Source organism: Nonomuraea sp. NPDC049709 (genome assembly GCF_040674815.1).
Taxonomy (GTDB): Bacteria; Actinomycetota; Actinomycetes; order Streptosporangiales; family Streptosporangiaceae; genus Nonomuraea.
The window spans coordinates 40,978-55,814 of sequence record NZ_JBFANM010000053.1 but is presented as its reverse complement, the minus strand read 5'-3'; the positions used below and the strand labels follow the sequence as shown (position 1 = coordinate 55,814).

Here is a 14,837-nt window from a genome sequence, read left to right as displayed (position 1 = left end):
ATCAGCTACAGGTGGGGTTGATCGCGCCCGTCAGCGCCTCGTGCGCGTCGTGGACGCGCTTGACGTCGGGCTTGGTGATCGCCCGGTCGTACGTCATGAGGCCGTTGATCTCGGTCTCGACGTCCGTCGTCTGGGTGTAGATCGCGGCGCTGAGCTGCTCGCAGGCGTGCAACTTCGCCAGTTCCGCCACCATGTTCACGTAGCGGTTGGTGAGGGACTCGCGGTCCGGCTCGCCCGCGTAGCCCCAGCCGCCGCCGGACCAGGTGTGGCCGACCACGGGCAGGGCCAGGCCGCCGTACTCGCCGATGACGTTCGCCCGGCCGCCCGACGGCTTTCCGGGGTTGCCGGGGCCCGGGTAGATGTGGAAGTCCTTGACGTCGCCGTTGCCGCCGTCCACGGCGCCGCAGCAGTTGATGCCGCTCATGTTGTTCACCAGGCGCGAGGGGTCCCAGCTCTTGACCATGTCGGCGACGCGCGCCTGGTCGTACTGGCCCCAGCCCTCGTTGAACGGCACCCACATCACGATCGACGGGCTGCTGCGGTGCTGGTCGACCAGCTCCTTCAGCTCGGCCTCGAACTGCGGCCGGTCGGTCGTGCGGAAGGCCGACGGCATGTCCTGCCAGACCAGCAGGCCCAGCTTGTCGGCGTGGTGGTACCAGCGGTCGGACTCGACCTTGACGTGCTTGCGCACGGCGTTGAAGCCGAGGGCCTTGGTCTGCTCCAGGTCGTAGCGCAGGGCCTCGTCGGTCGGCGGCGTGTAGATGCCGTCGGGCCAGAAGCCCTGGTCGAGCGGGCCGATCTGGAAGACCGGCTGCCCGTTGAGCAGCATCCGGTTGCCGGAGACCGAGATGGAGCGCATCCCGAAGTACGACTCGACCTTGTCGTGCTTGAGCCTGACCTCCAGGTCGTACAGGTGAGGGTCGTCTGGGGACCACAGCTTGGGATCGGGCACGGGGAGCCGCAGCTCCTTGCCGACCTGGCCGCGGACGATGCCGACCACGCGCCGGCCGTCCCTGGCGATCACGGTGGCGGTGCCGGGCGAGCCCTGGACGGTGACGTACAGCGCCTGGCCGCGCAGGTCGGGGGTGGTGTCCACGCGGTCGATGCGGTCCTTGGCGACCGGCTCGATCCAGACGGTCTGCCAGATGCCGGAGACGGAGGTGTACCAGATGCCGCTGGGGTTGAGGCGCTGCTTGCCGATGGCCTGGGCGCCGTTGTCGGTGGGGTCGTGGACGCCCACGACCAGCTCCTGCGGGCCCGAGCGCCTGAGCGCGTCGGTCACGTCCACGCTGATCCGGCCGTAGCCGCCCTTGTGGGTGGTGACCTGCTTGCCGTTCACGTGGACCGTTGCGTCCCAGTCCACCGCGTCGAGGTGCAGCAGCAGCCGCTCGCCGCGCCAGGTGCGGGGCACCTCGAACGTGCGGCGGTACCACATGCGCTCCTCGTGCCGCCCGATGCCGGACAGCTGCGACTCCACCGGGTAGGGCACCACGATCCGCTCGGGCAGCTCCTTGCCGTAGGGGGCGGCCTCGCCCTCCTTGGCCGGGGCGAACTGCCAGGTGCCGTTGAGGCTGCGCCACCGGTCGCGGACGAGCTGCGGCCGGGGGTACTCGGGCAGCGGGTTCGCCGGGTTCATGTCGTCGGCGAACTTGCTCTTGAGCACGTAGGTGGAGGCGTTGACCACGTGGGCGAAGGGGTAGGCGGCCAGTGGGGTGCCGTCCGCGTAGGCGATGCCGCCGGCGCCGTCGTAGGAGGTGCGGACGGTGCCACCCGCCTTCGACGGGACCGGGTACTGCAACTTGAGCTCGACGGTCTCCGGGCTCTTCTGCACCGCGGAGGTGACCGGCCAGGCCGCGGCGCCGACCGTGACGGCCAGCTTCCTGGCCGCGTCGGCGGGCAGCGCGGCCAGCGGCTTGGCGTACGTCAGGGTCGCGACGTCACCGGCGGTGTTCAGCCGGGCGTCGTAGGGGCCGTCCGGCTGGAAGTCCGCGGGCACGGTGAGCGCGTCCATGGGGACGACGGCCTTCGGCCGGCTCGGGCTCTGCCAGTGCAGGCGCAGGTTGGCGCCGCCGAAGTGCTCGAAGTACTCGACCTTGATGTCATACTTGCGGCCCGCTTCCAGGGCGATCGGGGTGCCGATCTGCTCCCGGTCCCAGTCGTCCACCCAGTGGTCGATGATCGGCTTGCCGTCCACCCAGAGGCGGAAGCCGTTGTCGCCGATGATGGAGAAGGTGTAGCTCTCGGTGTACTCGGCGGTGATCTGGCCGGTCCACCGTACGGTGACGTCGTCCTCCCTGCCGGTCAGCAGCTTGAACGTCGGGTTCAGGTCGGCCAGCTCGAGGTTCGGGTCGATGATGCTCGCCTTGAGCTCGGCGAAGTCGAACTTTCCCGCTGCCGAGGCGAGGTAGTAGTCGCCGCGCAACCCGTTCCGCTCGGGAAGGGCTGCCGACTGGGCGGAGGCGGGGGCCGGCATCTGCCATAACACGGACATCAACACGGCCAGCAGCAACGCAAGGCGCTTACGCACGGGGGGTCCTTTCGAAACGCGCCGATCAGGTTCGGACAGCTTTTGACCCTGACACGCTCCAAAGTAAGCACCGGCGGACCGAGGCGGTCAAGATTTCCGATCAAATTCGTTCTCGTTCGGTCAGAGGTGAACTCATGTTGGCGGGTCTACTATGATCGGGACGTGAGCGACACGCAGAGCGACGGACGCCGGCCCGTGTTCGCCGCTGAACGCCGGCAGCGCATCCTCGAGCTGGTGCGCGCCAACGGCGCCGTGTCGCTGCGCGAGCTGGCCCAGGCCGTCCACTCCTCCGAGGTGACCGTCCGCCGCGACCTGCGCGCGCTGGAGTCGGAGGGCCTGCTCAACCGCCACCACGGCGGCGCGACCCTGCCCGGCGAGCTGTCGCGCGAGGCCGGCTACACGCACAAGGTCTCCCTGGAGTCCGCCGAGAAGGCCGCCATCGCCGACCTGGCCGGCGCCCTCGTGGAGGACGGCGACGCGATCGTGATCGGTCCCGGCACCACCACGCAGGAGTTCGCCCGCCGCCTGACCAGGCACTCCGAGCTGGCGGTGGTGACCAACTCGCTACTGGTCGCCCAGGTGCTGGCCGGCTCGCCGCGGATCGAGGTGATGCTGACCGGCGGCACGCTGCGCGGCTCGATCCTGGCCCTGGTGGGCAGCGCCGCCGAGCACTCCCTGGCCGGGCTGCGGGTGCGCCGGGCGTTCGTCTCGGGCAACGGGCTGACCGCCGAGCGTGGCCTGTCGACACCGAACATGCAGGTGGCGGGGGTGGACCGGGCGCTGGCGGCGGCCGCCGAGGAGGTCGTGGTGCTGGCCGACCACACCAAGATCGGCGTGGACACGATGGTGCAGACCGTCGCGCCCGACCGCATCGACCACCTGGTGACCGACGACTCCGCGCCGCGCGACGTGCTCGACGAGCTGAGCGCGCGCGGCGTCCGCCTGCACGTCGCCCAGTTCTGATCGCTCCGGTGATCGCCTTTTCTGATCGAATGTGACAATCCCGTTACTGGAACGTTTCCTTCCCGGACCACGATCGAGGCGGAGGCAACCGTGCTACAGGTGGCTGGCGTTCTCAAGGCGTTCCAGGGTGTCACCGCCCTCGACCACGTGACCCTGTCCGTGCGCACCGGCGAGGTGCACGCCCTGATCGGCGGCAACGGAGCGGGCAAGTCGACCCTCGTCAAGGTGCTGTCAGGCGTCCACCAGCCGGACGCGGGCGAGCTGCGCTTCCTCGGGGAGCCGGTCAGGTTCGCCGGGCCGGCCGACGCCAAGCGGGCGGGGATCGCCACGATCCATCAGGAGACGAACCTCGTACCGACGATGAGCGTGGCCCGCAACCTGCTGCTCGGCAGGGAGCCCAGGGGCCGGCTCGGGCTGATCGACTCGGCCGCGGTGCACGCCCGCGCCGGAGAGGTGCTGGCCGCGTACGGGCTGGAGGTGGACGTGCGCCGCCCGCTCGGGTCGCTGGGCGAGGGCGCCCGCCAGATCGTCGCCCTGGCCCGCGCGGCCTCGGCGGACGCCCGGCTGGTCATCATGGACGAGCCCACCACCGCGCTCGACCACGCCGAGCTGGAGACCCTGTTCGGGGCCGTGACCAGGCTGCGTGAGGAAGGCCGCTCGGTCATCTACGTCACGCACCGGCTGGAGGAGCTCTACGGGATCTGCGACCGCGTCACGGTGCTGCGCGAGGGCCGGGTCGTGCACACGGGTCCGCTGGCCGGCCTCGACCGGCTGCGGCTGGTCTCGCTCATGCTGGGCCGGCCGTTCCACCCGGTGGAGCCCGCGCTCCAGACGGGCGAGCCGGACGTGCCCGCCGACGCGCCGGTGCTGGAGGCCAAGGGCCTGACCCGGCAGCACGTGCTGGACGGGGTGTCGCTGGTGATGCGGGCCGGCGAGGTGGTCGGCCTCGGCGGGCTGCTCGGCGCCGGCCGCAGCGAGACCGCCCGCGCGATCGCGGGGGTGCTGCCGGTGGACGCCGGGCAGGTCACCGTAGCCGGCTCGGCGGCGCGCAAGTGGTCGATCAGGAGCGCCGTGCGCGCCGGGATCGGCCTGGTGCCGGAGAATCGGAAGACCGAGGGCATCGTTCCCACCCTCTCGGTACGCGACAACATCGCGCTGGCCGCCCTGCCGCGCCTGTCGCGGGCCGGGATCGTGTCGGACGCGCAGGTGGACGCCATCGTGGCGACGTTCATGCGGCGGCTGGGCATCAAGGCGGTCTCGCCCCGCCAGCCGGCCGGGGAGCTGTCGGGCGGCAACCAGCAGAAGGTGCTGCTGGCCCGGTGGCTGGCCATGCACCCCAAGGTGCTGCTGCTGGACGAGCCGACCAGGGGCGTGGACGTGGCCACCAAACTGGAGATGCAGGCGCTGCTGGACGAGCTGGCCGTGGACGGGCTGGCCATCCTGCTCATCTCCTCCGACGTCGCCGAGCTGGTCGAGAACTGCGACAGCGTGGTGGTCCTCAGAGACGGCGCGATCACCGACCAGCTCACCGGCCCCGAGGTCACCGAGGACCGTCTGCTGGCGGCCCTGGCGAAGGACTAGCGGGGTGCGGGTGCCACGTCGGGCGGGGCAATCCCCGGGTCATGTAGGACACACGAGGGTGTTAGGGTCGCGCCATGCCACGTACAGACAGGGCGTCGCGGGTGATCACCGCGCGACCCGATCGTGTCTGGGCCGCGCTCGTCGATCGCGAGGCGCTCGCGGCGTGGCTCCCGCCGGCCGGGATGACCGGCAGGTTCGAGCGGTTCGACGCCCGGCCGGACGGGTCGTACCGGTTGGTGCTGACCTACTCCGACACGTCCGGCGCCTCCGGCAAGGCGACCGTCGATTCCGACATCGTCGAGGCGCGCTTCGTCGACATCGTCCCCGGCGTGCGGGTCGTGCAGGCGGTGGACTTCGTCTCCGACGATCCTGCCTACGCCGGCACGATGACCATGACCTGGGAGGTCACCGCTGTCGAAGCGGGGACACGCGTCGACATCGTCGCCGACGACGTCCCGGACGGCATCTCCGCGGAGGACCACGCCGAGGGGCTCGCCTCTTCCCTGGCGAACCTGGCCGCCTACGTGGAGCGTTAGCCCTCGCCGATGCCGCGCCCAGGCGATGTCCGTCCTTCTCAAGATCGCGAAGTGTCGCTCGCGTACTAGTAGACCGAGATGTGCGGATGGTCGTAGTGGTTGGCCGTCGTGCCGCCCCGGTCGGACATGGTGCGCCATGAGCCCGTCCTGACGTGCCAGATGCGCTGCCGGAAGATGATGTACATGATCCCCAGCCGCTTGGCGTTCTTGATCGCCCAGGCGGCGATCTGGTCGCCGCGCTTCAGCTCGTCCGCCGACGGCATCGCGCCGCCCCGGCTCAGCATGAAGTCGCAGGCCCGGCCGAGCGGGTGCTCGCCGCCGTCCTGGATCGCCCGGTAGCAGCCGATCCCGTACGGCACCTCGAACCGCTCCTGGATGAGCTGCTTGACCAGCCGCATCCGGGGCGTGATGTGGTCCGACCCCTCGGGGAGCTGCGGCACCCACGTGCCGTCGGGCCGCCGCACCCCCGGCGCCGTGTAGAGCTGGTCGATCTTGTCCTTGATCCGCTCGATCTGCTTCTCGGCCTTGGCCTTGCGCTCCTCCAGGTCCTCGACGGTCTCCTCGAGCTCCCCGGCGCGCGCGGCGGCCTCGTCCTTGGCCTGCCGGTGGGTGTTCCTGACGGCCGCGTAACCGCGCAGCCTGGCGTCCTGCACGTCGATCAGGTGCTGGGTCAGCGCCATCCGGCCGAGCAGGGCGGAGGGGTCCTGGCTGCTGCTGAGCAGGGCGATCTGGCCGGGCTCGCCGCCCATGTACTTGGCCAGCGCCATGGCGCGCAGCTCGGTGGACTGGCGGTCGTAGACCTCCTGGGCGGCGGCCAGCTTGTCGCGGGCCGCCTTCTCGGCCTTCTCCGCCTTCTCCCTGGCGATGCGGCTGTTGTAGTACTCGGTGATGAGCTTGTCCGAGTCCTTCTGCAGCGCGGCCAGCTCCTTCTTGAGCTGCTTGACCGTGGGCTTGGGATCGGCCTGGGCCGGTGCCGCCGCGAGCAGGAGCACCACGGCCAGCGCGGCGCTCGTGCCCCGCCACGTGCGGGGCGTGCGGGCAGGCCGGTCGGCGGAGGACGCAACCGCCACTCTTCTCCTTACCCCGAGCCACAGGGCAGGTTCCGGTCATGAACTATTCAGCCCGGGGGGACGCCCTCTATCCGACGCACGATAGTAGGGGATCAGCGCTACCGGCGTGCAAATCAGCCTTTTTCACCATCGCGGCGCCGGCGTACCCTGCGGACCACGATCTGCCGTCCGAGCAGCACCGATCCGGGCACCACCAGGACCAGCCCGAGCAGGCCGGAGCCCACCCCGACGCCGACGTCGGCGTCCACCACCCCGTCGCCGTCGCCGCCGAGCAGCGGCAGACCGAGGGACACGCTGATCGAGATCGAGATCAGGGGGCCTCTCTCCCTGGTCGGCGGCGGCTCGGGCGCGCTCGACGTGGGGGGCCGGGTGGCGGGCGGCGGCTGCTCGCCGTTGCCGGGCGGGTCGCTGGCGGGAGGGTCGTTGTCCGGGGGCGAGCTGGTGGGCGGGCGGGTGGTCGGCGCCGGCCCGCCCGTCCGCGTGGGCTCCCTGGTGGGTTCCCTCGTGGGCTCGCGCGTGGGCTCTCTGGTCGGTTCGCGGGTGGTCGCCCCGCTGGTCGGGCGGCCCGTGGGCCGGCCCGTGCCCTGGGGCGGCCCGCCCGTGGGCGACGTGGTCGGCAGGCCCGCGTACGTGATGGTCGGCGTGATGGGCCCGCTCCCCGTGGGCTCCTCCGAGGGCACGGGCTCGGAGGGCGTCGGCTCGACCGGCGACGGCGAGCCGGGGGTGAACGGCGGGGCCGACGTGGCGGGCGGCAGGGCGGCGCCGCTCCGCTGGTCGGGCGTGTCGCCCAGGATCACGAACGCCGACGCCACGGCCGCCGCCGTCGCCAGCACCAGGCCGCCGGTCACCGCGAACTTGCCGACCGGCGTGAGCGTGCTCTGGAACATGCTCGTGGCGCTGCCGCCACCACCGTCCGTGGCCGCCTGGGGCTTCGGCAGCAGCGCTGCCAGGGGCAGCGTGAGGATCCCGAGCCCGGTACGCCCCCGCAGCTCCCATTCCTCCCCGTACGCCGCCCGCGCGACCTCCTCCAGCTCCTCCAGGAACGCCTCCGCCGACTCCGGGCGGCCCGAAGGGTCCTTGGCCAGGCCGTGCTCGACCAGCGGGCGCAGCGGCTCCGCGACGTCCTCCAGCGGGGGCGGCACGTGCTGGTGCTGGTAGGCCAGGGCGGCCACGTTCTCGGCCTGGAAGGCGCGGTGGCCGGTCAGGCACTCGTAGAACACCAGGCTCGCGGCGTACACGTCGGTCGCCGGGCCGGCCGGGGCGTCGTCCCACTGCTCGGGCGCCATGTACGACGGGGTGCCGGCGAGCGTGGCCGTCTCCCCGAAGTGCGCCGCCACGCCGAAGTCGACGAGCTTGCTGTCGCCGTCCTGGGTGATCAGGACGTTCTCGGGCTTGAAGTCGCGGTGCACGATCCCGTGCCGGTGCGCCTCGGCCAGCCCGAGCAGCGCGCCCTTCAGCACCGCGAGCGCGGCCTCGGCGCCGGTCGCGCCCTCGTGCTCCAGCAGCCGGCGCAGCGTGATGCCGTCGACCAGCTCCATCACGATGACGGCGTCGTCGTCGCCCTCGACGTAGTCCAGCAGGCGGGCGGTGTGGGGGCTGTCGATCTCCCGGATGACCTGGGCCTCGGCCCGGAACCGCGCGACGAACCGGGCGTCCTCGCGCAGGGTTTCGGATAAGTGCTTGATCGCGACCGCAAGCCCGTCGGACTCGCGTACGGCGAGCATCACCCGGCCGGTCCCACCGTGGCCGAGTTCCCGGATCTCCGTGTAGCCGGGAACTTCCATCCTGGGACCTCCTGAGCCGATAAAGATCCTTATGTCAGGACGCTATCCCGGTGTCACAGGCCGTGTCGAGCCCCTTCGCGCGAGTAACCGCACCCCTGCTGCAATCGGTATTTTTACTACTTCTTATAGTAGTTCCGTGTCACTCACGGATCATCTGCGCCACTGGCTCGGTGCGTGGCCACCGCAGGAGAAACTGCAGGTAACAGGCTCGGTGCGACGCACCGAACCCGGCTGGGACGGCCGCGTCTACCCGGCGCTCGGCGTCGGCTCACCCGACGGGGCGGTGCTGTCGGTGGCGCCGGAGCACGTGGGGCGGGTGACGGCCGCGCGATCCCTGAGAGAGGTGCCCGAACTGGTCGGGTACGCGGAGCGCGGCTGGTTCGAGGCCGTCTTCCGGTGGAGCACCCGGCCGGCCCCGCTGCCGGACGCCGGGCAGTGGATGCCCGCCGACGCGCCGGGCGTCCCGGACTGGCTGTGGCCGTTCGGCGGGGAGGTGCTGGTGGCGGTGGACCCCGACTCGGGCGAACACCTGGCCGGAGTGGGGATCAAACGCCACGACCGGTACGGGCGAGAGCTGTCGGTGGTGACGGCCCCGGCGGCGCGCGGGCGCGGGCTGGCCCGGCGGCTGGTGGCCCAGGCGGCGCGACGGGTGCTGGACGAGGGGGCGGTGCCCACGTACCTGCACGCGCTCACGAACACGGCGTCAGCGGCCGTGGCGAACGCCGCAGGCTTCCCGGACCGCGGCTGGACCGCCTTCGGCGTCGCCGAACGCTGACCCACCCCTGACCCGCCGAACCACCCTGCCAGCCCGACCCCGACCCGCCCTGACCGGCGCTGAAGGGCGCTGAAGGGCGCTGCCGACACGGTGCGCCACAGGATCGGGCAACCCGCCGGGACCGCCCGGCCAGCGGCGGCGAGGAGGACGCTACGGGCGGCGGCCGGGTCACGCCGCCCGCGAATCGGGCGAGCGCCGGGACGACCGGGCCGCCGGCCGGGTTGAGGGGGCGAACGCTACGCGCGGCGCGGCGCGGCGGGTCAGACCGCCCCGCGAATCGGGTGAGCGCCGGAACGGCCGGAACTTCGGCCGGGACTGGATGGGGAGTTCGGTCGGGGAGCTCGGTCGGGGAGCTCGGTCGGGGAGCTCGGTCGGGGAGCTCGGTCGGGGAGCTCGGTCGGGGAGCTCGGTCGGGGAGTTCGGTCGGGACTCGGCTGGGAGTTCGGTCGGGGACGGAAGGGTGCGGGCGCTACGGGCGGTGTGGCGGGTCAGGCGGCGCCGCGGATCGGGTCGGCACCGGGGTGGCCCGGGATACCAGCGGCGGCGAGGAGGGTGCGGACGTTGCGGGCGGCTGTGCGGCCGGCGCGGTTGGCGCCGATCGTGCTGGCCGACGGGCCGTAGCCGACGAGCTGGAGCCGGGGCTCCCGCAGCACCCGTGTGCCGTCCACGCGGATGCCGCCGCCCGGCTCCCTGAGGTGGAGCGGGGCGAGGTGGTCGAGGGCCGAGCGGAAGCCGGTGGCCCAGACGATCGTGTCGGCCGCGACGTACCCGCCGCCGTCCCAGGCGATCCCGCCCGCCACGACGCGGTCGAACATCGGCAGCCGCTCCAGCGCCCCCTTAGTCAGCGCCTCCCTGACGACGGCGTTGTAACGCAGGCCGGTCACGCTGACGACGCTCTGCGGCGGCAGGCCGGCGCGTACGCGCTCCTCCACCAGGCCGACCGCCTCCCGCCGGGCCTCCTCGCTGAATTCCTCCTCCGCGAACACGGGCGGCCGGCGCGTGACCCAGGTCGTCGCGGCGGCCACGCCGGCGACCTCCGAGAGCACGTGCATGGCCGAGTGCCCGCCGCCGACCACGACCACCCGCCGCCCCGCGAACTCCTCCGGCCCCCGGTATCCGGCGTAGTGCAGCTGGCGACCCGCGAACCCGGCCGCGCCCGGGTAGTAGGGCCAGTACGGCCGGGTCCACGTGCCGGTGGCGTTGACCACGGCCCGGGCCGCCCACTCCCCCGTGTCCGTCGCGACCACCAACCGCTCCCCCGCCCCGTCGTCGCGGACGGCCGTGACGCGCACCGGCCGCACGACGTCGAGCCCCGTCACGCGCTCGTAGTCGGCGTAGTAGGCGGGGACCACCTCGGCGGCGGGCCGCCGCCCGTCCCCCTCGGCCGGCTGGGGCAGGCCGGGCAGGTCGAAGACGCCGTGCACCTTGTCCATGGTGAGCGAGGGCGAGCGGTGGCGCCACGCCCCTCCGGCGCCGTCGGCCGCGTCCAGGACGACCGGCTCGAACCCGAACCTCCGCAGGAAGTACGCGCTGGACAGCCCCGCCTGCCCGGCGCCGATGACCACGACCTCGCTCAGCTCCACGACACACTTCAACCGCGCCGCGCCCGCCGCTCTTCCCCCGGACCGGAACCCCGCCAGGGTGCGATCTCAGCTCATGAGGCCGGCCGCGTGAGCGCGGCCGGGACGGCGGGCGCGGCCGCTTCGGCGGTCGCTGGAAGCGCAACGGCGAAGGCGGCCGCCCCCTCACGCGCCGTGCACCGGGCCCGCCCGGGACGCCGGCACAGGAACGCCGGTACTGCCTGCCGGGACGCCGGTACAACAACGCCGGTACAACAACGCTGGTACAACAACGCTGGTACTGGAACGCCGGTACTGGAACGCCGGTCCTGCCTGCCCGGACGCCGGCATCGGGAGGTCAAGCCCGTCTGCCACCGCCCGCCGGGACGGGGGCGGTCGAGCCGCGGACGACCAGTTCCGTCGCCAGCTCCACGTGGTGGGAGTCGATCTTCTCCCCGGCCGCGAGCCGCAGCGCGGTCCGCAGCGCGACCCCGCCCATCTCGCGCAGCGGCTGCCGGACGGTGGTCAGCGGCGGCGAGGTGACCTGGGCGATCTGCGTGTCGTCGAACCCCACGATGCTGAGGTCCTCGGGAATGCGCAGGCCCCGCGCCCGCGCCGCCTCCATGATCCCGACGGCCATCTCGTCGCTGCCCGCGAAGATGGCCGTCGGCGCGTGCGGCAGGCCGAGCACCGCCGCCCCGCCCTCCACCCCGTCGTGGTAGTGGAAGTGGCTCGAGCGCACGTAGCCGGGCAGGACCGGCGCCCCCTCGGCCTCCATGGCGGCGCGGTAGCCGTGCAGCCGCGCCTGGTTGCAGGCCGCGGTGGCCGGGCCGCCGATGTAGGCGATGCGCCGGTGCCCGAGGGAGAGCAGGTGGTGGGTGGCGGCCAGCCCGCCGGCGAAATTGGTCGAGCCGATGCTGGTGACCCGGGTGCGCGGCAGGTTGAGCGGGTCGATGAGGACCAGCGGCAGGCGGGCCCTGGCCAGCGCGGCCGGCTGGCCCGCGGTCAGCTCGCCGGTGACGGCGATCAGCGCGCGGCGCCCGGCCGCGACCAGCTCGCGGGCCCAGGCGGTGGTGCGCTCGGTGCCGCTTCTGATGCTGACCACGATCCCGACGCCGGCCTCGGCCCCGGCCGCCACCGCGCCCTGGATGATCTCGGTGGAGTAGGCGTTGAGGTCGGCGTCGAACTGCACCTCGACCGTGGCCAGCCCGGAGGGCTCGCGGCGCGGCGCCGGGCCGACGTAGTCGTGCTGGCGCAGCAGCGACTGCACGAGCGAGCGGGTGGCCGGCGCGACGTCGCTGCGGCCGTTGAGCACCTTGGAGACGGTCGCGACCGACACGCCGGCCGAGGCCGCGACGGTGGCGAGCGTGGCGCGCCTAGAACTGGCCGGCATCTGCACCCCCTTGCCGCCGCCCGGCGGAGCCCGCGCCCGTATCGGCGCCCACATCGGCGCCCACATCGGCGCCCACATCGGCGGGGGTGACGAGCCGCCGGTCGTGGCCGACGTACCGCGACGGGCCGGTCAATCGTACGACGCCCCGGCAGGGCAGGTCGGCCGCCGAGGTGCCGACCAGCACCTCGACGTCCCCGGGCTCGACGACCCGGCGCAGGTCGCGGCCGGTGAAGGCGGTGCGGTCGGCGTGTACGCGGAAGCTCACCTCCGTGCTCCCGCCCGGCTCCAGCCGGACCCGCGCGAACCCGGCCAGCTGCCGCACCGGCCTGGTGACCTGGGCCAGGACGTCGTGCAGGTAGAGCTGGACGACCTCCTCCCCGGCCCGGCCGCCGGTGTTGCGGACGGTGACCGTCGCCGTGAACTCCCCGTCGGTGGGCACCTCGGTGTCGCTGATCCGCAGGCCGGCGACCTCGAAGGTGGTGTAGGAGGCGCCGTAGCCGAAGGGGAAGAGCGGGGTCGGGTCGAGGTTGCTGATGCCGTGGCTGTCGGTGCCCAGGGGTGGTTGCAGGTAGGTGCCCGGTTGCCCGCCGGGGCCGCGCGGGATCTGCACGGGCAGCCGGCCCGCGGGCTGGATCCGGCCGGAGAGCACGCCGGCGATGGCCGCGCCGCCCTCCTCGCCGGGCATGAACGCCTGTACGAGCGCGGCGGCACCGGCCCGTACCTCGCCCAGCGCGTACGGGCGACCGGAGACGACGACCACGACCACCGGCGTGCCGGTGGTGGCCAGCTCGGCCAGCAGGTCCGCCTGCGCGCCCGGCAGCCGCAGGTCCTCGGCGTCGCAGCCCTCACCCGAGGTGCCGTGCCCGAACAGGCCGGCCAGGTCGCCCACCACGGCCACGCACACGTCCGCCTCGCGGGCGGCGGTCACGGCGGCGGCGAAGCCGGAGCGGTCGTCGCCGCGCACCTCGCAGCCCTGCTCGTAGCGGATCTCGGCATCGGGCAGCTCCGCCCTGAGCGCGTCGAGGACGCTGGGCGCCTCGACGCCGAGCCCGAGTCCGGGGTGGCGGGGCAGCACGTGGTTGGGGAAGGCGTAGCAGCCCATGAACGTGCGGGGGTCGTGCGCGGCGGGCCCGACGACGGCGACCCGGCGCGGCGCGGGCCGTCCCTCGCCGAGCAGGGGCAGCGCGGTTCCGGCGGTGAGCAGGATGACCGACCGCTCGGCCAGCTCCCTGGCCAGGGCGCGGTTGCCCGGGGAGTCGAGGTCGGCGGAGGCGGCCCCGGCGACGGAGCCCTCCGGCGACCAGTCCGGGTCGAGCAGCCCCAGCTGGACCTTCTGGGTGAGCAGGCGGCGCACCGCCCGGTCCACGACGGCCTCCGGCAGCTCGCCGGAGCGCACCCGCTCGGCCAGGTGCTGCCCGAAGCCGAGGGTGTCGGGCAGCTCGACGTCGACCCCGGCGGCCAGCGCCTGCACCCCGGCCTGCTCGGGGTCGGCGGCGACGCGGTGCATGGTGGCCAGGAAGGGGACCGCCCAGTAGTCGGAGACGACGGTGCCGGTGAAGCCCCATTCGCCGCGCAGCACGTCGGTCAGCAGCCAGGAGTCGGCCACGGCCGGGACGCCGTCCACGTCGGAGTAGGAGTTCATCACCGCGCGGGCGCCGCCGAGCGCGATGGCGGTCTCGAACGGCGGCAGGATCATGTCCATCAGCTCGCGCCGCCCCATCGGCACCGGGCCGTGGTTGCGGGCCGCCCGCGAGGCCGAGTAGCCGGCGAAGTGCTTGAGGGTGGCGATGATCCCGGCGCTCTCCAGCCCGCGCACGTAGGCGGCGCCGAGCATCGAGACGAGGTACGGGTCCTCGCCCATGGTCTCCTCGACCCGCCCCCACCGGTAGTCGCGCACCACGTCGAGGACGGGCGACAGCCCCTGGTGCACGCCCACGGCGGCCATGTCGCGGCCGATCGCGGCCGCCATCCGGGCCACCAGCTCCGGGTCGAACGTGGCCGCCCAGGCGATGGCCGCGGGGTAGACGGTGGCGCCGTAGGCGGTGAAGCCGGTCAGGCACTCCTCGTGCACGATCGCCGGGATGCCGAGCCTGGAGCGCTCGACGACGGCCCGCTGCAGGCGCACGACGTCCGCCGCGCCCTGCTCGGGCGTGACCGGGGCGCTGCCGTGGACGCGGGTCAGGTGGCCGAGCCCGTGACGGGCCGCCTCTTCCAGGGGTATCGTGCCCGACGCGGCGAACACGTCCTGCATCGGCGCGACGTTGAGCGTCTCGGCCCCGGGCTCCGGCTCGGCCTCCTGCATGTCGTTGCCGATCCACCGGCTGCCGAGCTGGCCGATCTTCTCCTCCAGGGTCAGCTCCGCAAGGAGGGCGTCGACTCGGTCGGCCACGGTGAGCGCCGGGTCCTGCCACAGGCGGAGGGCCCGGTCCGCCGTCGGTGTCCGATCAAGAGCCGTCATGTACTGCGCTCCTTAAAGAGGTGCGGTGCTGTCGTAAGTTTTCGAAAATGTTTCGACACCTGGACGACACTCCGCGCGGAACCTTCGGTCTCACGGACCCCCAGCTGAAGGCACGCGCGAAAGTACCTTACACGTGACCCGCCGGAAATCCAGTGGTTGCCTGATCGACAAACTCTTGACACCTTTATTCC

Annotated in this window: 10 protein-coding genes; 4 read left to right on the top strand and 6 right to left on the bottom strand. The window is 72.9% G+C overall.

The window, feature by feature from the left end; genetic code table 11:
• Window position 1: 1 nt before the first annotated feature.
• Entirely contained in the window at window positions 2-2,527 is a 2,526-nt protein-coding gene (locus AB0J69_RS40910) for a PA14 domain-containing protein (RefSeq protein ID WP_364129358.1), read from the bottom strand.
• 162 nt (window positions 2,528-2,689) lie between these two features.
• On the opposite strand from AB0J69_RS40910, the gene AB0J69_RS40905 reads away from it, so the two are divergent.
• The 3 genes from AB0J69_RS40905 to AB0J69_RS40895 all read left to right on the top strand — a co-directional run bounded on the left by AB0J69_RS40905 (window position 2,690) and on the right by AB0J69_RS40895 (window position 5,607).
• Window positions 2,690-3,490, top strand: a complete 801-nt coding sequence (locus AB0J69_RS40905; protein ID WP_364129356.1) for a DeoR/GlpR family DNA-binding transcription regulator — start codon at window positions 2,690-2,692, stop codon at window positions 3,488-3,490.
• Between the two features lie 99 nt (window positions 3,491-3,589).
• A complete protein-coding gene (locus AB0J69_RS40900) occupies window positions 3,590-5,071 on the top strand; it encodes a sugar ABC transporter ATP-binding protein (protein WP_364129354.1) in 1,482 nt (493 codons plus the stop codon).
• A 74-nt stretch (window positions 5,072-5,145) separates the two neighbouring features.
• Entirely contained in the window at window positions 5,146-5,607 is a 462-nt protein-coding gene (locus AB0J69_RS40895) for an SRPBCC family protein (RefSeq protein WP_364129351.1), read from the top strand.
• A gap of 65 nt (window positions 5,608-5,672) precedes the next feature.
• On the opposite strand, the gene AB0J69_RS40890 is transcribed toward AB0J69_RS40895, so the two are convergent.
• On the bottom strand, window positions 5,673-6,677 hold the full coding sequence (locus tag AB0J69_RS40890) for a hypothetical protein (RefSeq protein WP_364129348.1): 1,005 nt from the start codon (window positions 6,675-6,677) through the stop codon (window positions 5,673-5,675).
• Between the two features lie 113 nt (window positions 6,678-6,790).
• Window positions 6,791-8,461: a protein kinase gene (locus AB0J69_RS40885; protein ID WP_364129346.1), complete on the bottom strand. Its 1,671-nt coding sequence runs from the start codon at window positions 8,459-8,461 to the stop codon at window positions 6,791-6,793.
• A 136-nt stretch (window positions 8,462-8,597) separates the two neighbouring features.
• On the opposite strand from AB0J69_RS40885, the gene AB0J69_RS40880 reads away from it, so the two are divergent.
• Window positions 8,598-9,236, top strand: coding sequence for a GNAT family N-acetyltransferase (locus AB0J69_RS40880; protein ID WP_364129343.1), 639 nt, complete (start codon window positions 8,598-8,600; stop codon window positions 9,234-9,236).
• A gap of 488 nt (window positions 9,237-9,724) precedes the next feature.
• Here AB0J69_RS40880 and AB0J69_RS40875 read toward each other — a convergent pair whose 3' ends face one another.
• From AB0J69_RS40875 to AB0J69_RS40865, 3 genes are all read right to left on the bottom strand, one after another.
• Window positions 9,725-10,819: an NAD(P)-binding domain-containing protein gene (locus AB0J69_RS40875; protein WP_364129341.1), complete on the bottom strand. Its 1,095-nt coding sequence runs from the start codon at window positions 10,817-10,819 to the stop codon at window positions 9,725-9,727.
• 334 nt (window positions 10,820-11,153) lie between these two features.
• On the bottom strand, window positions 11,154-12,188 hold the full coding sequence (locus tag AB0J69_RS40870; RefSeq protein ID WP_364129338.1) for a substrate-binding domain-containing protein: 1,035 nt from the start codon (window positions 12,186-12,188) through the stop codon (window positions 11,154-11,156).
• Entirely contained in the window at window positions 12,172-14,646 is a 2,475-nt protein-coding gene (locus AB0J69_RS40865; protein ID WP_364129336.1) for a glycoside hydrolase family 3 N-terminal domain-containing protein, read from the bottom strand. Before AB0J69_RS40865 ends, AB0J69_RS40870 begins: the two co-directional genes overlap by 17 nt.
• Window positions 14,647-14,837 lie beyond the last annotated feature (191 nt).